Source organism: Solwaraspora sp. WMMD792, from assembly GCF_029626105.1.
Classification (GTDB): Bacteria; Actinomycetota; Actinomycetes; order Mycobacteriales; family Micromonosporaceae; genus Micromonospora_E.
In genome coordinates this window covers 6,262,015-6,281,235 of the sequence record NZ_JARUBH010000009.1, presented here as the reverse complement: position 1 = coordinate 6,281,235, position 19,221 = coordinate 6,262,015, and the positions used below count along the sequence as shown (strand labels likewise).

Annotated in this window: 18 protein-coding genes; 7 read left to right on the top strand and 11 right to left on the bottom strand. The window is 71.2% G+C overall.

What is annotated here, in order from left to right; translation table 11 throughout:
• Nucleotides 1-7 precede the first annotated feature (7 nt).
• The 5 genes from O7629_RS29250 to mqnC form a co-directional block, all read right to left on the bottom strand.
• On the bottom strand, nucleotides 8-685 hold the full coding sequence (locus O7629_RS29250) for an NADH-quinone oxidoreductase subunit B (RefSeq protein ID WP_123607119.1): 678 nt from the start codon (nucleotides 683-685) through the stop codon (nucleotides 8-10).
• Nucleotides 686-695: 10 nt separating this feature from the next.
• Complete coding sequence (locus tag O7629_RS29245) at nucleotides 696-1,061, bottom strand: NADH-quinone oxidoreductase subunit A (RefSeq protein WP_123607118.1); 366 nt, start codon at nucleotides 1,059-1,061, stop codon at nucleotides 696-698.
• Between the two features lie 137 nt (nucleotides 1,062-1,198).
• Nucleotides 1,199-2,470 carry a geranylgeranyl reductase family protein gene (locus O7629_RS29240; RefSeq protein ID WP_278173306.1) on the bottom strand — a complete coding sequence of 424 codons (1,272 nt, stop codon included), beginning with the start codon at nucleotides 2,468-2,470 and terminating at the stop codon, nucleotides 1,199-1,201.
• Nucleotides 2,471-2,736: 266 nt separating this feature from the next.
• Nucleotides 2,737-3,438, bottom strand: coding sequence for a demethylmenaquinone methyltransferase (locus tag O7629_RS29235; protein ID WP_278174717.1), 702 nt, complete (start codon nucleotides 3,436-3,438; stop codon nucleotides 2,737-2,739).
• Nucleotides 3,439-3,909: 471 nt separating this feature from the next.
• Nucleotides 3,910-5,100, bottom strand: a complete 1,191-nt coding sequence (gene mqnC, locus O7629_RS29230; RefSeq protein ID WP_278173304.1) for a cyclic dehypoxanthinyl futalosine synthase — start codon at nucleotides 5,098-5,100, stop codon at nucleotides 3,910-3,912.
• 2 nt (nucleotides 5,101-5,102) lie between these two features.
• Here mqnC and O7629_RS29225 point away from each other — a divergent pair, with 2 nt between their 5' ends.
• The 3 genes from O7629_RS29225 to O7629_RS29215 all read left to right on the top strand — a co-directional run bounded on the left by O7629_RS29225 (nucleotide 5,103) and on the right by O7629_RS29215 (nucleotide 8,296).
• Nucleotides 5,103-6,671, top strand: coding sequence for a phospholipid carrier-dependent glycosyltransferase (locus tag O7629_RS29225; protein WP_278173302.1), 1,569 nt, complete (start codon nucleotides 5,103-5,105; stop codon nucleotides 6,669-6,671).
• Entirely contained in the window at nucleotides 6,643-7,644 is a 1,002-nt protein-coding gene (locus O7629_RS29220; protein ID WP_278173300.1) for a DUF559 domain-containing protein, read from the top strand. The genes O7629_RS29225 and O7629_RS29220 overlap by 29 nt, the downstream gene beginning before the upstream one ends.
• Before the next feature lie 106 nt (nucleotides 7,645-7,750).
• Nucleotides 7,751-8,296, top strand: coding sequence for an adenylate kinase (locus tag O7629_RS29215; protein ID WP_278173298.1), 546 nt, complete (start codon nucleotides 7,751-7,753; stop codon nucleotides 8,294-8,296).
• Nucleotides 8,297-8,325: 29 nt separating this feature from the next.
• On the opposite strand, the gene paaE is transcribed toward O7629_RS29215, so the two are convergent.
• Genes paaE through paaA form a run of 5 tightly spaced genes read right to left on the bottom strand, consistent with a single transcriptional unit; the run spans nucleotide 8,326 to nucleotide 12,200 of the window.
• Nucleotides 8,326-9,489 (bottom strand): 1,2-phenylacetyl-CoA epoxidase subunit PaaE, encoded by a 1,164-nt coding sequence (gene paaE / locus O7629_RS29210; RefSeq protein WP_278173296.1) that lies wholly within the window; start codon nucleotides 9,487-9,489, stop codon nucleotides 8,326-8,328.
• Entirely contained in the window at nucleotides 9,489-9,995 is a 507-nt protein-coding gene (gene paaD, locus O7629_RS29205) for a 1,2-phenylacetyl-CoA epoxidase subunit PaaD (RefSeq protein ID WP_278173295.1), read from the bottom strand. Before paaD ends, paaE begins: the two co-directional genes overlap by 1 nt.
• Entirely contained in the window at nucleotides 9,992-10,744 is a 753-nt protein-coding gene (gene paaC / locus O7629_RS29200) for a 1,2-phenylacetyl-CoA epoxidase subunit PaaC (protein WP_278173294.1), read from the bottom strand. Before paaC ends, paaD begins: the two co-directional genes overlap by 4 nt.
• Complete coding sequence (gene paaB / locus O7629_RS29195; RefSeq protein ID WP_278173292.1) at nucleotides 10,741-11,043, bottom strand: 1,2-phenylacetyl-CoA epoxidase subunit PaaB; 303 nt, start codon at nucleotides 11,041-11,043, stop codon at nucleotides 10,741-10,743. Before paaB ends, paaC begins: the two co-directional genes overlap by 4 nt.
• Nucleotides 11,040-12,200 (bottom strand): 1,2-phenylacetyl-CoA epoxidase subunit PaaA, encoded by a 1,161-nt coding sequence (gene paaA, locus O7629_RS29190; RefSeq protein WP_278173290.1) that lies wholly within the window; start codon nucleotides 12,198-12,200, stop codon nucleotides 11,040-11,042. The genes paaB and paaA overlap by 4 nt, the downstream gene beginning before the upstream one ends.
• Before the next feature lie 407 nt (nucleotides 12,201-12,607).
• Between paaA and O7629_RS29185 the strand changes: the two genes are divergently transcribed.
• Together O7629_RS29185 and O7629_RS29180 are read left to right on the top strand one after the other, a co-directional pair.
• Nucleotides 12,608-13,594: a serine hydrolase gene (locus O7629_RS29185; protein ID WP_278173288.1), complete on the top strand. Its 987-nt coding sequence runs from the start codon at nucleotides 12,608-12,610 to the stop codon at nucleotides 13,592-13,594.
• 1 nt (nucleotide 13,595) lies between these two features.
• Complete coding sequence (locus tag O7629_RS29180; protein WP_278173286.1) at nucleotides 13,596-14,732, top strand: hypothetical protein; 1,137 nt, start codon at nucleotides 13,596-13,598, stop codon at nucleotides 14,730-14,732.
• A gap of 56 nt (nucleotides 14,733-14,788) precedes the next feature.
• On the opposite strand, the gene O7629_RS29175 is transcribed toward O7629_RS29180, so the two are convergent.
• Nucleotides 14,789-15,661 (bottom strand): menaquinone biosynthesis protein, encoded by an 873-nt coding sequence (locus O7629_RS29175; protein WP_278173284.1) that lies wholly within the window; start codon nucleotides 15,659-15,661, stop codon nucleotides 14,789-14,791.
• Nucleotides 15,662-15,942: 281 nt separating this feature from the next.
• Between O7629_RS29175 and O7629_RS29170 the strand changes: the two genes are divergently transcribed.
• Nucleotides 15,943-18,126, top strand: coding sequence for an AAA family ATPase (locus O7629_RS29170; RefSeq protein WP_278173282.1), 2,184 nt, complete (start codon nucleotides 15,943-15,945; stop codon nucleotides 18,124-18,126).
• A 92-nt stretch (nucleotides 18,127-18,218) separates the two neighbouring features.
• Entirely contained in the window at nucleotides 18,219-19,211 is a 993-nt protein-coding gene (locus tag O7629_RS29165; protein ID WP_278173280.1) for a hypothetical protein, read from the top strand.
• Nucleotides 19,212-19,221: the final 10 nt, after the last annotated feature.

Below are 19,221 nucleotides of genomic sequence, written 5' to 3'. Positions count from 1 at the left end.
GCGGGAATCACTTCAGCCGCTCCCGGGCGTGCAGGTGGTTCTGGGCCTTCATCCAGTTCTCGATCCGCAGCTGCTCCTCGCGGCCTTCCCGGACGGCCTGCTCCCACTCGGCCCGGCGGGCCTTGTCGGAGCGGTACGACGACGGCATCGCCCCGGGCGCGACCACCGGCACGTCACCGCGGGCCCGGCGGGCCTCCAGCATCTTGCGGCCGTTCGGGCCGAGCGGCTCGTGGCCGATCTTCTCGCGCAGCTTGAGAACCGCGTCGATGAGCATCTCCGGACGGGGCGGGCAGCCGGGCAGGTACATGTCGACCGGCACCACGTGGTCCACGCCCTGCACGATGGCGTAGTTGTTGAACATGCCGCCGCTGGAGGCGCAGACCCCCATCGACAACACCCAGCGGGGTTCGGCCATCTGGTCGTAGATCTGCCGCAGCACCGGGGCCATCTTCTGGCTGACCCGGCCGGCGACGATCATCAGGTCGGCCTGCCGGGGCGAGGCCCGGAACACCTCCATGCCCCAGCGACCCATGTCGTAGTGCGGGGCACCGGCCGCCATCATCTCGATCGCGCAGCAGGCCAGGCCGAAGGTCGCCCCCCAGACGGAGGTCTTGCGGGACCAGTTGACCAGCTTCTCCACCGAGGTGAGCAGTACGCCGGCGGGGAGTTTCTCCTCGATTCCCATGGTTCCTCCGTCAGTCCCAGTCGAGCCCGCCGCGCCGCCACTCGTACACATAGGCGACCGAGACGGCGACGATGAACAGCGAGACCGCGACGTAGCCGAACGCGCCGAGCGGGTCCAGCGAGACCGCCCACGGGATCAGGAAGATGATCTCGATGTCGAAGATGATGAACATCATCGCGGTCAGATAGAACTTGATCGGGATCCGACCGCCGCCGACCGGCTCCGGGCTGGGCTCGATCCCACACTCGTACGCTTCGAGCTTGGCCCGGTTGTAGCGCAGCGGCCCGGCCAGCCGGGCGGCCGCCACCGAGAACAGCGCGAAGGCCGAGGCGAGGGCGAAGACCCCGACGATGGGTATGTAAGGCGAGAGCGACATGGGCTTCTCCTGCTCGTCCTTCCCTGCCCGCGGTCAGTTTCCAGCGATCTGTGATGTCTCCCGCCGGGACCGGGCGTCGTTGCCCCATCCTGGCGACTACTGCGGTGGGCCGACGGCCCGGGGTGCTGCCGGCGGCGTCACACGGCCGGAGCCACCTTGGTCATCGCGTTGATCATCCGGTCCATCGCGTCCCCGCCACGCGGATCGGTCAGGTTCGCCAGCAGCTTCAGCACGAACCGCATCAGTGTCGGATGCGGCATGCCGTGCTTGGTAGCGATTCGCATGATTTGTGGGTTGCCGATCATCTTCACGAAGATGTTCCCGAGCCGGTAGTAGCCGCCGTAGCGGGCCTTCAGCTCGTTCGGGTAGTGCGCCAGCGCCCGCTCCCGGTCGGCGCCGGCTGGCCGGGCCAACGCCTGCACCGCCACCTCGGCGGCCAGCTCACCGGACTCCATCGCGTACGCGATGCCTTCACCGTTGAACGGGTTGACCATACCGCCGGAGTCACCGACCAGCAGGACTCCCCGGGTGTAGTGCGGGACCCGGTTGAAGCCCATCGGCAGGGCCGCGCCGAGGATCGGGCCGTCGGCGTTGGCCTCGTCGGCCAGCCCCCAGTCCGGTGGCGTGCTGCCCAGCCAGTCGGTCAGCATCCGCCGGTAGTTGGTCTTACCGAAGGCGCTGGACGAGTTGAGCACGCCCAGGCCGACGTTGACCCGGCCGTCGCCCATGCCGAAGATCCAGCCGTAGCCGGGCAGCAGCTTTTCGCCGCCCTCCCGGCTGCGCAGCTCCAGCCAGGACTCCAGGTACTCGTCCCGGTGCCGCACCGGCGACCGGTAGTACCGCCGGACCGCGACCCCGATCGGCCGGTCCTCGCGCTTGGCCAGCCCCATGGCGAGCGGGAACCGGCCGGAGACCCCGTCGGCGGCGACGATCAACGGGGCATGGAAGGTGGCCGGCTGCTTGTCCGGGCCGACCTCGGCGGTCACGCCGATCGCCCGCCCGGTGTCGTCCAGCACCGGGGCCACCACGTTGGTGCCGGTGTGCAGCACCGCCCCCGCCTCGACCGCCTGTCTGGCCAGCAGATCGTCGAAGTCCAGTCGGGTCCGGACCAGTCCGTAGTTGGGGAAGCTGGCCAGGTCGGGCCAGTCGAGCTCCAGCCGGATGCCGCCGCCGATCACCCGCAGGCCGCGGTTGTGCAGCCAGCCGGCCTCGGGCGAGGTGTCGACACCCAGCTTGATCAACTGCTTGACGGCGCGCGGCGTGAGCCCGTCACCGCAGACCTTCTCCCGGGGGAAGGTGGTCTTCTCCAGCAGGAGCACCCGTACGCCGTGCCGGGCGAGGTGGAAGGCGGTCGCGGAACCGCCAGGGCCCGCCCCGACGACGATCACATCGGCTTCGGTCTCGCTCACAGCCACCTCCCGTTCGCCTCCCAGTCGCTCGTGAAATGCTTCACAAGCCGTCTCGCAGGTGAGTCTAGAACCGTTAACAGGGCGGCAATCGGTTAGGCGACCCTAACCCTGCGAGGTAGCGACCTCGGCGGGTGACCGACGACCCGAAATCACCCATCGACGGACACCGAGGAGTGACCGACCCGTCGCCCGAGCACCCGGATCCGGCGTACGGCAGCACGGCGCTACTTCCAGGTGGCATGGCCTTACTTCCAGGTGGCACGGCGCTACCGCCGGGTGGCGCGGTGCAGCGCCACGATGCCACCGGTGAGATTGCGCCACTGCGCCGACCGCCACCCAGCCGCCGTGATCCGCCCGGCGAGCGCCGCCTGGTCCGGCCACTGCCGGATGGACTCGGCCAGATAGACGTACGCGTCCGGGTTGCTCGCCACCGCACGGGCCACCGCCGGCAACGACCGCATCAGATAGGACAGGTAGAGCGTCCGGAAGGCGGGACTGGTCGGCTGACTGAACTCGCACACCACCAGCCGCCCGCCGGGCCGGGTCACCCGGGCCAGCTCGGCCAACGCGGCGTCGGTGTCGACCACGTTGCGCAGCGCGAACGAGATGGTCACCGCGTCGAAGGTGGCGTCCCGGAACGGCAACGCCAGGGCGTCCCCGGCGAGCAGTGGTACCTGCGGACGGACCCGCCGGCCGGCCCGCAGCATGCCGAGCGAGATGTCCGAGCCGACCGCCCACACCCCGCCCCGGCCGAGTTCGGCGGTGGAGACCCCGGTGCCGGCGCCGACGTCGAGCACCCGGTCGCCGGGGAGCAGGTCGAGCGCCGCCCGGGTGGCCCGGCGCCACCGTCGGTCCTGGCCGAAGGAGATCACCGTGTTGGTCAGGTCGTACCGGCCGGCCACGCCGTCGAACATCGCGGCGACCTCGGCCGGCTGCTTGTCCAGGCCGGCGCGGACCGGCGGCGGGATGTCAGTCACGCCCGACCACTCTGCCAGGCACCCGTCCCGACCTGCGGCGCGGGGCCGGCGGCGCGGGTGACCGAGGCCACACACACTACGGGCGAGGTGGGTTGAACCACCTCGCCCGTAATGCCGTGCGTTATATAGACGGCCCCCTCGGACCGCTGGAGTACGGCTCCGGCGACCACCGCCATTAGGGGACGTGACCTGCGACGACCAGGGGGACGGCGTCGCGGCGCGGGCGGCTGCCGGAACGTTGTTGACGAGGACGTTAGCGGCCGACGGGAAGCTTCGCGCCCCTCGTGATCAACACGTTATGGCCCCTTGGCCTAAGGTTCGCGCCACCTCGCCGCATCGACAGCGCTGCCCGCAACGACCGGCCGACCACCGGCCCACCCGCCGGCCGAGAAGGGCTGACTGGTCGGCCTCACCAGCCACCCGATCGGACGAATCCGGGCCGGTCAGTGCAGGTCCGGTCGGTCAGCGCGCGTCGACCAGCGGCAGATCGCGGCGGGCCCCGCCGTTGGGCAACGCGATCGAAGAGAAGTGCGACACCACCCGCTCGTCGGTCGGGTCGTCCGCCGGATCACGGTGCACAGCGAGGTGGTGGTACTCGGTGTCCCGCTGGGCGGGGATCCGGCCCGCCGAACGGATCATCCAGATCAGCTCGTGCAGGTTCGACCGGTGCCGGGCACCGGCCGAGGAGATCACGTTCTCCTCCAGCATGATCGAACCGAGATCGTCGACCCCCATGTGCAGCGCCAACTGCCCGACGTCCTTGCCGGTGGTCAGCCAGGACGCCTGCAGATGCGCCACCTGGTCGAAGAAGAGCCTGGAGACCGCGATCATCCGCAGGTACTCCAGGGTCGTCGCCTGGGTGCGGCCCTTGAGATGGTTGTTCTCCGGCTGGTAGGTCCAAGGGATGAACGCCCGGAAACCGCCGGTCCGGTCCTGGACGTCCCGGATCATCCGCAGATGCTCGATCCGCTCCGCGTTGGTCTCCCCGGTGCCCATCATCATCGTCGCGGTCGACTCGATGCCGTGCCGGTGCGCCAGCTCCATGACCTCCAGCCAGCGCGCCCCGGACTCCTTGAGCGGGGCGATCGCCCGCCGAGGGCGGTCCGGCAGCATCTCGGCACCGGCACCGGCGATCGAATCCAGCCCGGCGGCCTTGATCCGGGCGATCGCCTCGTCCAGCGACACGTCGGACACCTTCGCCATGTGCAGGATCTCGCTCGGCCCGATCGAGTGGATCACCAACCGGGGGTACGCCGCCTTGACCGCGCCGAACAGCTGCTCGTAGTACTCCACCCCGAAGTCCGGGTGGTGGCCACCCTGCAGCATCACCTGGGTAGCGCCCAACTCGACCGCCTCGCCGCAGCGACGCAGGATCTCCTCGATCGGGTGGGCCCAGCCCTCGGCGTGCTTGGGCACCCGGTAGAAAGCGCAGAAACGACACGCGGTGACGCAGACGTTGGTGTAATTGATGTTGCGATCGATCAGATACGTCACGACGTTGTCCGGGTACCGGCGACGGCGCACCGCGTCCGCGGCCTCACCGAGGGCGTGGAACGGCGCTTCGGTGTAGATCAGCAGCGCCTCCTCGGCGGAGATCCGCCCACCGTCGGCGCCACGCTGCAGGATGCTGTCGATCTCCCGGCTGGTAGTCACGCATGAAGCGTACTGCCATGTCGAGGGAGGGGCAGAGCGACCGGATGACGCCGCTGCGCCGCCACCTGCCTCTGGTGATCCTGCTCGCCGCCGGTCTCGGACTGCGGATCGCCTACCTGGTCGCGTATCAGCCGGCGTTCTGGTTCCACGGCGACAGCGGCGAGTACCTGCTGATGCTGCAGCAGCCGCTGGAGCCGCACCCGAACCGGCCGATCGGCTACGTACTGCTGCTGTCCGCGCTGCAGCAGACCCGGACACTCGCCGCCGTCGCGGCCGTCCAGCATCTGCTCAGCCTGCTGCTCGCCGTCGGCCTGTACGCCCTGCTGCTGCGCCGGGGCGTGGTCCGCTGGCTGGCCACCCTGGCCGCCGTACCGCTGATCTTCGATTCCCTGGTCCTCACCATGGGGCACTACCTGCTGCCCGACCTGATGTTCATGGTGCTGTTCGCCGCCTCGGTCGGGGCACTGCTCTGGTCACCGCGCCCCGGTCCGGTGGCGGCCGTCGTCTCCGGCGGGCTGATCGCCGTCGCCTGGGTGACCAAACCCACCGCGCTGCCGGTCGCCCTGCTACTCGCCGGCTACCTGGTGGTACGCCGAGTCGGCTGGCGGCCGGTGCTGGGCTACCTGCTCGCCTTCGGTGTGCCGTACGTCATGGTGATGGTCTGGATCGGCGACCGGCAGAGCGTCTACAGCGCGCAGAGCGGCACCGCCCTGTACGGCCGGGCCGCGATGATCGCCGACTGCGACCGCATCGAGTTGACCGCCGAGGAGCGGATCGCCTGCCCGGACCAGCCGCCGGACCAGCGTTGGGACCGGGCCGACGCGTTCTTCTGGCGGCGGCCGGCCCGACTCGGCGACTGGGTGTACACCCCGGAGGGCGCCCGGGTGCTGACCAGCTTCTCCCGGTCGGTGATCAGCCAGCAGCCCGGCGACTACCTCGCGACGGTCGGCCGGGAGAGCGCCGCGCACTTCGTCCCCGGCCTGTACCTCGGGCCGATGAACGAGTGCCTGCGGCAGCGCCTGGTGCCGCCGGTCCGGTTCCGCTCCGCCGACGTGCGGGTCGAGCAGAACTGTCCGCCGGCCCAGGCGTCCAGCGGGTTTCAGGCGGCGGTCGCCGAGCCGGTCGTCGCGGACCCGGCCACCCCGCTGACCCGGACGCTGCACCAGTACGGCCGCTGGACCCGGGGCATCCCGGTGGTGATGTCGTTGGCGGTGCTGCTGACCGCCGCGGCGCTGGCCGCCGGCCGGCGGGTCACCGGCTGGATCCGGCTCGACACCGTACTGCTGGTGGTCGCCGGCCCCGGGCTGGCCGTGTTCACCGTGGCGATCGGCATGTACGAGCCCCGGTACGCGTTGCCGGCCCTGCCGCTGGCGGCGGCGGCCGCTGCCCTGGCCGCCCAGGGTCTGATTCACCGCGACGCCCCGGCCCGGCCGGAGTCAGTCGGACCGCAGGGGACAGTCGGACCGCAGGGGACAGTCGGATCTGCGACGCGAGACACCGACGGGGCGGCGGGCCGACCAGCCGGCCGGGCAGACTCTGGCGATGCCCCGCGCCCGGCGGATCCCGCGTGAGCTGAGTATCGGTCCGTTCTCCGGCACCCGCGCAGTGGCCGCCGGACTGCTCACCCGGCGGATGCTCGCCGGCCGGACGTGGCGCCGCGTGCTGTCCGACGTGTACGTACCCGCGGCCGTCTTCGACGCCGACGACCACCGGATGTGGTGCGAGGCGGTGGCGCTGAAGCTGCCGCCTGGCGGGGCGGTCCGTGGGCTGAGCGCCGCGTACCTGTGGGGTGTCGACCTGCTGCCCCGCGACAGCCCGGTGCACGTCGATCTGCCGCCGACGACGCGGCTGTGGCGCCACCCCCGCGTCGCGGTCACCCATCACGCGCTCGAACCGGCCGACATCACTACATTGTTCGGCGGGATACCGCTGACTACCGAGGTGCGTACCGGCTTCGACCTGGGGCGCGGGCTGCCCCGCGCCGACGCGCTCGCCGCACTCGACGCGCTGCTGCGCCATCGGTCGTTCCGCCGCGAGGCACTCGTCCGCTACCTCGACGCCCACCCGGGCCGACGCGGCACGGCGCAGTTGCGGGAACTCGTCGCCCTGGCCGAGCCGCTGAGCGAGTCGCCGATGGAGTCCCGGCTGCGGCTGTTGCTGCATGATGCCGGTCTGCCCCGTCCGGTCCCGCAACACGAGGTACGGACACCACCGGACGCCTCGGCGACATCGGCGACCTCGGCGACATTAGGCGCGGCGCTGTCGGCGGTGCGGCACGGGACGCCGTCGGCGGGACGGCACGGGACGCGCGGACGTTTCCTGGCCCGCGTCGATCTCGCCTACCCACAGTGGCGGATCGCCATCGAGTACGAGGGCGATCACCACCGGGAGCGTACGACGTTCCGCCGCGACGTGGCCCGCTACAACGCGCTGCGGGCGGCCGGCTGGCTGGTGCTGCGGTTCACCGCCGACGACGTACTCCGGCAAAGCGGACAAGTCGTGCGGGATGTTCGGCAGGCGATCGCCGAGCGGGCCACGAGTTGAAGGCCAGGCACCTTTCGTCAGCACTTTGAGGTATCTGACCTTCAACTCGAACGGTAGGCAGGGGCAGCACGACAGGACAGGCAGCACGACAGAAAGGGGCAGCGAGGTGCGACGGGTGTCGGTGATGGGGGCACCGGGGTCGGGCAAGTCGACTCTGGCCGCCGAGTTGGCCGTACGGCTCGGTGTGCCGCACACCGAGTTGGACGCCCTGTTCCACCAGCAGGACTGGCAGCCGACGCCGGAACCGGAGTTCCGGGAACGGGTGGCGGCTGCCGTTTCCGGCGATGGCTGGGTGGTGGACGGCAACTACTCGACGGTGCGCGACCTGATCTGGCGGCGAGCCGACACGGTGATCTGGTTCGACCTGCCGCGCCGGCAGGTGATGCAGCAGATCGTCCGACGTACGGTACGCCGCGCGGCGCGCCGGGTGGAGTTGTGGAACGGCAACCGGGAACGCTGGTCAAATGTGTTCAGCCTGGATCCGGAGGAGTCGATCATCGTCTGGGCCTGGCAACAGCACGCCCGTTACCGCAGCCGGCTGCAGGAGGCTTCGGTCGACCCCCGATGGAGCCGGTTGCGGTTCATCCGGCTCACCTCCCACGCGCAGGCCCGCCAACTGCTCGACCAGCTCGATCGACGATCATCCCCGTGACGCCCCGACAGCCGTCGTCGCCAGCGACGTCAGGCGTCGTAGTCGACGGTGAGCGTCGGCGTGGTGGGCGTCGACTGGCAGGTCAGCACATAACCGGCGGCCACCTCGTCCGGCTCCAGGGCATAGTTGCGGGCCATCGTCACCGCGCCGTCGACGATCTTCGCCCGGCAGGTGGAGCAGACCCCACCCTTGCAGGCGTACGGCAGCTCGGACCGGACCCGCAGGGCCGCGTCGAGCACCCGCTCGCCCGGCCGCGTCCGCACCGTCGACGCCCGCCCGTCGAGCAGTACGGTCACCTCGGTGCCGGCCACCTCGGCACCGGTCACCTCCGAGCCGGTCACTTCGGCGTCAGGTGCCGCACCGACATCGGTCACCGCGTCGGCTCCGGCCGGCGGCGCGTCCCCGGCGTGGAAGAGTTCGCTGTGTACGGCACCGTCCGGCACGCCCCGCTCGGCGAGCACCTGTCGGGCCGCCATGACCAGCCCATATGGTCCGCAGAGAAACCATTCGTCTACTTGATCGCCCGGCACCACGGTGTCCAGCAGCCGGTCGAACCGGGCGGCGTCGATCCGCCCGGTGAGCAGCTCCGCGTCCTGCGTCTCCCGGGTCAGCACGTGCACCACCTGCAGTCGGTCCGGGTACCGGTCCTTCAGGTCGGCGATCTCGTCGGCGAACATCACGGTGTGCGCGGACCGGTTGCCGAAGACGAGACTGAACCGGCTGTCCGGCTCGGTGGCCAGCCCGGTGGCGAGCAGGGACAGCACCGGGGTGATGCCGGAGCCGGCGGCCAGCGCGCCGTAGTACCGGCTGCGGCCCGGCTCGAACCCGGTGGTGAAATGCCCGAGCGGCGGCATCACCTCCACGGTGGCCCCGGCGGCGAGTTGGCGCACCGCGTACCCGGAGAAGGCGCCACCGGCGACGTGCCGCACGCCGATCCGCAGCCGGCCGTGGTCGGCGAGCTCCGCCGGGGTCGAGCAGATGGAGTACGAGCGGCGGATCTCCGGGCCACCGGCCGGCTCGACCAGCCGTACGGTCAGATGCTGTCCGGCCCGGAACCGGTACGCGTCGCGCAGCTCGGGCGGTACGGCGAAGGTGACCGCCACAGCGTCCACGGTGAGCTGGTCGACGCTGGCGACCGCCAGCGGGTGGAACACCGGACGCCGGCGCGCCGGTCGGCTGATCGTCACCGCCATCAGAACGCCTTCATCTGCTCGAACGGCTCGGTGCAGTCCTGGCACCGCCACAGCGCCTTGCAGGCCGTGGCACCAAATCGGCTCAGCTGCTCGGTGCGCGGTGAGCCGCAGGCCGGGCAGCGTACGGCCAACGGGACCGGCACTGGACCGGTGGCGGCCGACGCAGGTGGGGCGATCCCGGCGGCGGCGAGCTTGTGCCGGCCCGCCTCGGTGATCCAGTCGGTGCTCCACGCGGGCGCCAGTTCGGTGACGACCGCGACGTCGGTGAAGCCGGACCGGTGCAGCGCCGCCCGGATCTCGGCCCGGATCAGCTCCATCGCCGGGCACCCGCTGTAGGTGGGAGTGATCGTCACCCGGACCGCGCCGGTGGCCTCGGTGACCTCGACGGCACGGAGGATGCCGAGCTCGGCGATGGTGAGTACGCGGATCTCCGGGTCGACGACGGCTTCGACCGCCGCCCGGGCTGCCGACCCGGCCCCGCCAGCGGCTGCGGGGCTTCCGGTCACCATCGCGCACCCGGGTGGGCCCGGTGCACCACCTGCATCTCGGCCAGCAGGTACGACAGGTGTTCGGTGTGCCGGCCCAGCCGACCGCCGCCGGGCCGCCAGCCGCCACCAGGCGCGGCCAGGGTCGCTTCGGCAAGGATCGGACCGACCGTGGCGAGCCAGTCGGACCGCAGGTCGGCCAGGCCGCTGCCGGGCACCGGGGCGACCAGCTCATAGGTGTACGGCCAGAGTTCGTCGACCGCGTACTGCATGCGACGGTGCGACTCCTCGGTGCCGTCGCCGAGCCGCAGGGTCCACAGCCGCGCGTGGTCGAGGTGGTAGGCGGACTCCTTGGCCGCCTTGCCGGCGATCGCGGCGAGCCGCTGGTCGGCGCCGGCGCTCAGCACGGCGTAGAGCCGGACCTGGTACGCGGCGAGGAACAGCAGCTTGCCGATGGTCACCGCGTAGTCGTCGTCCGGCAGCTCCACCAGCAGGCAGTTGCGAAACTCCTGGTCGGAGCGGAGAAACGCCAGGGTGTCCTCGGTAACCGGCTGGTCAGCCGGCGCGGCCGGCACCGCATCGGGGGTGAGCTGCTCGGCGGCGTACGACAGCAGCAGCCGGGCCACGCCGAGCTGGTCGAGCGCGATGTTGGTGAGCGCGACGTCCTCCTCCAGCTCGGGGGCGCGGGCGCACCAGGCGGCCAGCCGCTGAGCGGTGATCAACGCGTCGTCGGCCCAGCAGAGCAGCTGGTCGGGGGGTGTCGTGGTCACAGGTGCCGCGCTCCGTCCGGCACCTGGTAGAAGGTCGGGTGCCGGTAGACCTTGTCGGCTGCCGGGTCGAAGAAGGCGCCCTTCTCGTCGGGGCTGGACGCGGTGATCGACTCCGCCGGTACCACCCAGATCGAGACGCCTTCCTGCCGGCGGGTGTACAGGTCGCGGGCGTGCCGCAGGGCGAGCGTCGCGTCCGGCGCGTGCAGGCTGCCGACGTGGGTGTGGGCAAGCCCGCGCCGGGACCGGATGAAGACCTCCCACAGCGGGGTGGGCGGGGTCCGGGCCGGTTCGCCGCTCATCCGGCACCCACTCCGACCGGCGGAGCGCCCACTCCGGCCGTCGCGACGCCCACTCCGGCCGTCGTGTCGCCGGCTTTCCGCCGGTCGGCCTGCTTCTCCGCGTACGCCCGGGCCGCCTCGCGGACCCAGCCGCCGGCGGCGTGCGCGGCCCGCCGGTGGGCGAGCCGCTGCCGGTTGCACGGCCCGTCGCCGCGGATCACCCGGAGCAGTTCGTCGTAGTCCGGCGGGGTGAAGTCGTACGCCTGACGCTGCTCGTTCCACCGTAGTTCGGGATCGGGCAGGGTGAGCCCGAGCGGGCCGACCTGCTGGACGCACATGTCCACGAAGCGTTGGCGCAGCTCGTCGTTGGAGAACCGCTTGATCTTCCAGCGCATCGACTGCCCCGAATGGGTCGAGTCGGCATCCGGCGGCCCGAACATCGCCAGCGACGGATACCACCAGCGGTCCACCGCGTCCTGGGCCATCTGATGCTGAGCCGGGGTGCCGTGCGCGAGGGTGTGCAGGATCTCGTAGCCCTGCCGCTGGTGGAACGACTCCTCCTTGCAGATGCGGATCATGGCACGGGCGTACGGGCCGTACGAGCAGCGGCACAGCGGGACCTGGTTGATGATCGCCGCGCCGTCCACCAACCAACCGATCGCGCCGACGTCTGCCCAGGTCAGCGTGGGGTAGTTGAAGATGGAGCTGTACTTTTGCCGGCCGGCGAGCAGCAGGTCGACCAACTCTTCCCGACTGATGCCGAGGGTCTCCGCCGCGGCGTACAGGTACAGCCCGTGGCCGGCCTCGTCCTGGACCTTTGCCAGCAGGATCGCCTTGCGGTGCAGGCTGGGCGCCCGGGTCAGCCAGTTGCCTTCGGGCTGCATGCCAATGATCTCGGAGTGCGCGTGTTGCGCGATCTGCCGGATCAGTGTGCGCCGGTAGCCGTCCGGCATCCAGTCGCGCGGCTCGATCTTCTGGTCGGCGTCGATCATCTCGATGAAGTCCCGGTCGGGATCGCCCGGTTTGTCGGGACAGGTCGGATCGTCGGCGGCGCGTGGACCAGGGATCCGGCCGCGCAGCGCCGCGTCGCGCAGCGCAGCTTCGGCGGCCTCGACCTCGTCGAGAATCCCGCTGCGGGCGCCACTCACCGTCTGGGCGTCGTCACCGTCCACCGACATAGTGTTACAAGAAACCCCAGTCGCAGCCAAGCCCTGTAACAGCACTCGAAGAATCTTCACTGCCAGAGACCAGGCTGGCGCAACGAGTGACCGGATGTATCCCCGCGAACATGACTTTTATCCACTTATTATCCTGAAAATACTCAGCTAATTGGACGAATCAGGTGTATTCGTCACTCATCCCCTGAGATCTCCGGCGCGCGAGGGCTGGCACTCCGAGATTCGCCCCGTAAACTGCCCAATGGCGCGGCGGCGTCGAGGCGCACACCGGCCCACCTGACCCGCATTTGTCGGCAAAAGACCCGCACTTCCAGAAACACCCGGTACGAGGACCTTCCCTCACCGACGTAACCCGCCAGAGCACCGACGAGCTGAAATCACCGATTCACTCCCCGGAGCCGCCTTCCATGAGTTCACGCGTGACACTCACTGTCGTGCTGGCAGCCCTGGTGGTCGGTGCCGTTCTGGTGATCCCCACCGCCTCGGCCCGGTTCGTCGGCGGGACCGGGCCGGACGCCAACCGGTCCGTCGTCGAGCTGACCGATCCGGCCCTCGCCATGGCCGAGTCCCCCGAGCCGCCGGCCGTTCCGACGTTGCGGGCCGTACCGGTCTCGGTCCCGGTCGACGGTTTCATGACCTGGGCGCTGCTGGACCGCGACAGCGGCGAGATCGGCGGCTCGGCCAACATGACCGAGACCAGCTCCACCGAATCGATGATCAAGATCTGGATCGTCGCTGACTACCTGCGGAGACTCGACGACGCCGAGCCCAAGCCCGAGGTTCTGCAGCAGGCCAGCCTGGCCATCCGCGACAGCGACGACCGGGCCACGGATCGGCTGTACTACGAGGCCGGCGGCGACGAGGTCCTCGCCCGGATGATCAAGATGTGCGGCCTGCAGCAGACCCGGATGGTCGTACCGCCGAAGGAGGACCACGTCTGGTGGAGCTACACCCAGATGTCCGCCCGCGATGCCGTGCTCATGGGCGAGTGCGTCAAGAACGGCACCGCCGCCGGCCCTTTCTGGACCGATTGGGTGCTCGACGAGATGTCCCAGGTACGGGGCGGGACCGCCGCGTCCGAGCAGGAGACCGCCTCCGGCGGGGGCCGCTGGGGCATCATCGACGGCCTGCCGGAGAGCCTGCTGCGGGAGTCGCCGGTCGGCATCAAGAACGGTTGGACGCTGATCTGGGCGGACGGCCTGTGGCATCTCAACTGCCTGGCCGTACACGACGACTGGGTGCTGGCGGTGATGACCCGGTACCCGGGCCGCTACGGCCTCGAGTACGGGTCGGGCATCTGCCGCGAGGTAACCCGGCAACTCGTCACCCCACACGTCGGCGCCGCCATCCAGCTGCCCGCCGAGCTGCCGCCCCCGGCGACACCGGCCGGGTGACATGCCACCCACCTCCTGGATTCCGTCGACCCGCCGACTGCGCCGGTTGTTCACCAGCCGACTGCGCCGGTTGTTCACCAGCCGACTGCGCCGGTTGTTCACCGGCCGACCGGGTCGGTTGATGGCCGGCCGACCCTCCTGGCTGATGGCCGGCCGACCTGGTCGGCTGGTGACCGGGCAAGTGGGCGGCGTGGCCCGCCACTCCCGGGCCAGGTGGCGTACGCCGCTGATCGTGATCGGTGTCGTCGCTCTGGGCGTCGCCGGTATCGCCGGGTTGCGGCTGGTTCCCGACGTGCCGTTGGCCGCCGCCGACGAAGAGCCGAGTGACCAGCAGTCCCGCTGGCGTCAGCCGGCGTCGACCTTGACGGTTGGCCCGAGCGAGAGCCCGACTCCGGAGCCCGACCCGACGTTGTCACCGCTGGCCATCGCGCCGACCACGGTACGGCTGGACGGCATCGACGGCTGGTGGTCGTGGGCGATGCTCGACCAGCGGACCGGAGAGATCCACGGATCGGCCAACCTGGCCGCGACCAGTACCACGGCGTCGCTGATCAAGGCGTGGATCGCGGCCGACTACCTGCGTACCTCGGCCGAAGCGGGCCGGTCGCCGAGCGACTTCCGGATGCGGCAGCTCGAAATCATGATCAGGGACAGCGACAACCAGGTCGCCGAGGAGCTGTGGCAGGAGATCGGCCGGACCGCGGCGACCGAGCGGATGATCCGGATCTGCGGGCTCACCGACAGCCGCAGCTCGACCGAGAACCGGTGGAGCACCACCCGGCTCTCCCCCCGCGACGTGGCCCGGATCGGGGCGTGCATCGCCGACGGCCGGGCGGCCGGCGCCGAGTGGACCGACTGGCTGCTGACCGAAATGCGCAGCGTACGCAGTCCAGGCGATTTCGGGGTGATCGAGGCGTTCCCGACAGACGACGCCGACGGGATCGCCATCAAGAACGGCTGGGTGATCCGCGACGATGAGCAGGAGTGGCACGTCAATTGCCTGGCGATCGGCGACGGGTGGACCATCGGGGTGATGACCCGGTTCCCGGCCGACCGGCCGTTCACGTACGGCGGGCAGATCTGTCGCGCGGTGACCGAGCAGCTGCGGGCAGCGACGGTCACCTCGGTCGGGCACTGAACCGTCGGGGCCGGGCACTGAACCGTCGGGGCCCGGTCAGGGCAGAGAGCAGGCGGTCAGGGCAGGAAGAACTCGGGACCGGCCGGCGGCAACGCCGGGGCGGCACCCGACCGGGCCGCCCGCCGGGCGAACTCCCGCAGCCCGGCCACCTGCCGGTCGCCGAGCGAAAAGTCCAACGCCCGGAAGTACGACGCCAGGGTCGGCGCGTCGAACGGCTCCCACCGAGCGGCGGACCGCGCCACCTCGTCGAGCTCGGCGAGGCAGAGGTCACGCGATCGCAGGAACGCCTGGTGGACCTCCTTGACCTGGCCGGGGTGGGCAGCGGCGAAGTCACGGCGGACCGCCCAGACGGCGAAGACCATCGGTAGCCCGGTCCAGTCCCGCCACGCCTGCCCCAGGTCGGTGACGGCCAGACCGCGCGCCGGCGCCTCGTGGTGGGCCCGCAATGCGACGTCGCCGATCAGCACGGCGGCGTCGGCCTCCAGCAGCATCTGGGTGACATCCGGCGGGCAGGTGAAGTAGTCCGGTTCGACGCCGTACCGCTCGGCCAGCAGCATCCGGGCCAGCAGCACACCGGTACGTGAGGTGGAGCCGAGCGCCACCGGGCGGCCGGACAGTTCGCCCAGTGGCCGGGTGGTGACGACGTTCACCGACAGCACCGGCCCGTCGCTACCGACCGCGATGTCCGGCAGCAGCAGGAACTGGTCGGCGTGCCGCAGGTACTCGACCAACGAGATCGGGCCGATGTCCAGGTCGCCGGCGACCAGGGCGGCACCGAGCCGTTCGGGGGAGTCCTTGTGCAGGTCGACGTCGAGCAGCGCGCCGGAGCGCATCAGCCCCCAGTAGATCGGCAGGCAGTTCAGGAACTGGATGTGCCCGACCCGTGGTCGGCGCAGCCCGCCGCCCCCGCCCCCGTCACCGTGACTCATGATCTCCACGGTAGCCGTCGGGCGGTCGCCACGCCCGGCGGCGGCCCGGCCTGTGGCGCACCCCGCACCCCCGGGCACCCGTCGAGCAGATCGGCCGGCAACCCCGCACGCCCGGCACAGCAGGGAAATCGGTTGACCCGCGACGGGCCAGGGGTAAAGTCGATGGCCGCTTGACGGCCGCGGTGAGTCGCACCGCAGCGGACGTCCCCCGCGCCGGGCACCGGCCGACCCGGGTCCGGACACGCGAGCGAGCACGCCGGCGATCCCAGCCAGGAGTCAGCATGCCCGCACCCGACCTCGACCACCCCGCACCCACTCCCGACCGCCCTGCACCCGATCTGGACGGCGAACTCGCCGCCGAACGCGCCCATCTGACCGCGTCCCGCGCCGCGCTCGCCCGGATGCGCGACCGGGCCGAAGCCCTGTTCAGCACCGGCGACCGGGTCGCCGGGGACGCGTACACCGCCGAGACCCTGGGCCGGCACCTGGCCCGCCGGGTCGCCGAGCTGGCCGACAACCCGGACACGCCGCTGTTCTTCGGCCGGCTCGACGTCGAAGACGATCCCGACCTCGATCTTGATCTCGACGAGCTCGACGAGCTCGACGAGCTCGAAGACGACCCTGAGCCAGGCCGTGAGCCCGATCCGGGCGGGCTGCTGGCCGGCCGGCACCAGATCAGTCGGCACCACATCGGCCGCCGGCATGTCGCCGACGACACCGGCGAACCACTGGTCCTCGACTGGCGTGCGCCGATCAGCCGGGCCTTCTACCAGGCCAGCGCCCGCGACCCGCAGCGGGTACGGGTCCGCCGCCGGTTCGGTTACGCCGGCGGCGAACTCACCAGCTTCGAGGACGAACACCTCGACCGGGGCGAGGAGCTCGGCACCGCCTCCCGCATCCTGACCACCGAGATCGAACGGCCCCGGGTCGGCCCGATGCGGGACATCGTCGCCACCATTCAGCCCGAACAGGACGAGCTGGTCCGGGCCGCGCTGGCCGAGTCGATCTGCGTGCAGGGAGCGCCCGGCACCGGCAAGACCGCGGTCGGCCTGCACCGGGCCGCCTACCTGCTGTACGCGCACCGGGAACGGCTACGCAAGGCCGGAGTGCTGATCGTCGGACCGAACCGGGTGTTCCTGTCCTACATCGCCAACGTGCTGCCCGCCCTCGGCGAGGTCGAGGTGGCCCAGTGCACGGTCACCGACCTGATCGACTCGGTGCCGGTACGGGCCGAGGACACCCCGGCCGCCGCCGTGCTCAAACACGACCCCAGGATGGCGCAGGTGCTGCGCCGCGCCGTCGAGGCGTACCTCGGCGAACCGGACGAGTCGATCGTGGTGCCGGACGGCTCCTACCGCTGGCGGATCGGCGTCGAGGCGCTGCACCGCATCGTGCGGACGGTCCGCGAGGAGGATCCGCCGTACCGGATCGGTCGGGAACGGGTGCAGGCCCGGATCGTCGCGCTGCTGCAACGCCAAGCCGAGACCCGGCGCGCCGAATCACCGAGCGACGCGTGGCTGCGGCGGATGGCCCGGGTGGCACCGGTACGCGCCGTGCTGGACCGGGTCTGGCCGGCGCTCACCCCGACCGAGGTGGTGTCCACGCTGCTCACCGATTCGCAGCGGCTGGCGGCGGCCGCCACCGGGCTGCTCGACGAGGCCGAACAGGCGGCGCTGCTGCGGCCACCGGCCAGGTCGGTCCGCACCACCAGATGGGCCGAGGCCGACCTGGTGCTGATCGACGAGGTCGCCGGGCTGCTCGACCGGCCCACCGGGTACGGGCATGTGGTCATCGACGAGGCGCAGGACCTGTCGCCGATGCAGTGCCGGGCGATCGCCCGGCGCAGCGAACACGGCTCGGTCACCCTGCTCGGCGACCTGGCGCAGGGCACCGCCCCGTGGGCGGCCACCGACTGGCGCCGGACCCTGACCCACCTCGGTCGGCCGGACGCCGCCGTGGTGCCGCTGACGGTCGGCTTCCGGGTGCCGGCGGTGGTGGTCGAGCTGGCCAACCGGCTGCTGCCGGCGCTCGGAGTGGACGTGCCGCCGGCGGTGTCGCTGCGCCGCGACGGGTCGCTGTCGGTACGTACCGTCGATGATCTGACCGGCGCCACGGTGGCCGAGGTGCACACGGCGCTGACGCACGACGGCTCGGTCGGGGTGATCGCCGCCGAGTCCGCGGTGACCGGCCTGCGCGATGCCCTGACCGCCGCCGGTGTCGGCGTCACCGGAGCCGGCGGTGACCCGGGGATCCGGGTGTCGGTGGTCGCCGCGACCGAGGTGAAGGGACTGGAGTACGACCACGTGGTGGTGGTCGAGCCGGCCGGTATCGTCGCGGCCGAGCCGCGTGGGCTGCACCGGCTGTACGTGGTGCTGACCCGGGCGGTGTCCCGGTTGACGGTGCTGCACGCCGAACCGTTGCCACCCGCGCTGACCGACCACGCCCGGACCGACCACCGGCACTAGCCGAACCGACCGGCGGCACTAGCAGAACGGCGCGCGCCACACCGCCCGCCCCCTCCAGGTTGGCCCGGCGACAGCTGGGAAACAATCGCCAGGTGAGCGACGGAGGGACGGCCGGACAGGACCGCGCCGGAGGCGGCGGCCGGCGGCTGCTCGGTTTCCTGCTCGCTGTGCTCCCGGTCGCCGTGGTGCCGTTGACCGCCGAGGTGCTGCGGCACCGGCTGCCGGACCGGCTACCGATGCACTGGAACACGGCCGACGTCGTCGACGCGACCAGTTCGCTGACGAACAGCGTGACCGGCTACACGATCGGCGCGGCCACCGGGGCGGTGCTCGCCGCAGTCGGGGTGCTGCCGCTCGGGCTGCGGTGGCAGCTGCGGCGGTGGCTGATCACCATCGGCGCGGCGGTCGCCGGGTTCGTCGCCGGGATCTGGCTGACCACCGTGGCACTGTCGGTCGATGTACTGGACCCGACCCGGGCACCGGCTCCGAGCTGGCACATTCCCGCGCTGATGGTCGGGGTGACCGGTTGGACGGTGCTGGCGTACGCGGCGTGCGGTCCGCCGCCGGCCCGGCCGGCGGCGGACGGCCGACCCGCCGCCGAGCTGCCCCGGGTGCCGCTGCCGGCCGACGGTGCCGGGTGGACCGAGCAGACGTCGGTGTCCCGCACCGGGCTGTGGATCCTGGTCCCGTTGCTGCTGCTCGCCGGGGTCCTGGCGGTCTGGATCAACGTCTGGGTGGCCAGCCCGGTGCTGCTCACCGTGGCGTTGGTGATGCTGCTGCTGGTCAACCGGCTGACCATCGACCGGCAGGGCATCCACATCGGATTCGGTCCGTTCGGATGGCCGCGGATCAGCGTACCGGCGCGGGAGGTCGTCGGGGCCGTCCAGACGACGGTACGGGTGTCCGAATGGGGCGGCTGGGGCTACCGCTACCACCCCGACACGCGTGGACGTGCCCTGATCACCCGATCCGGTCCGGGCATCCGGGTGCAGCTGTCCGGTGGCCGCTATCTCGTGCTGACCACCCGGGAGCCGCAGACCGCAGCCGGTCTGGTGAACACCATCGCCGACCTCGCCGACCGCTGATTCCGGTCCC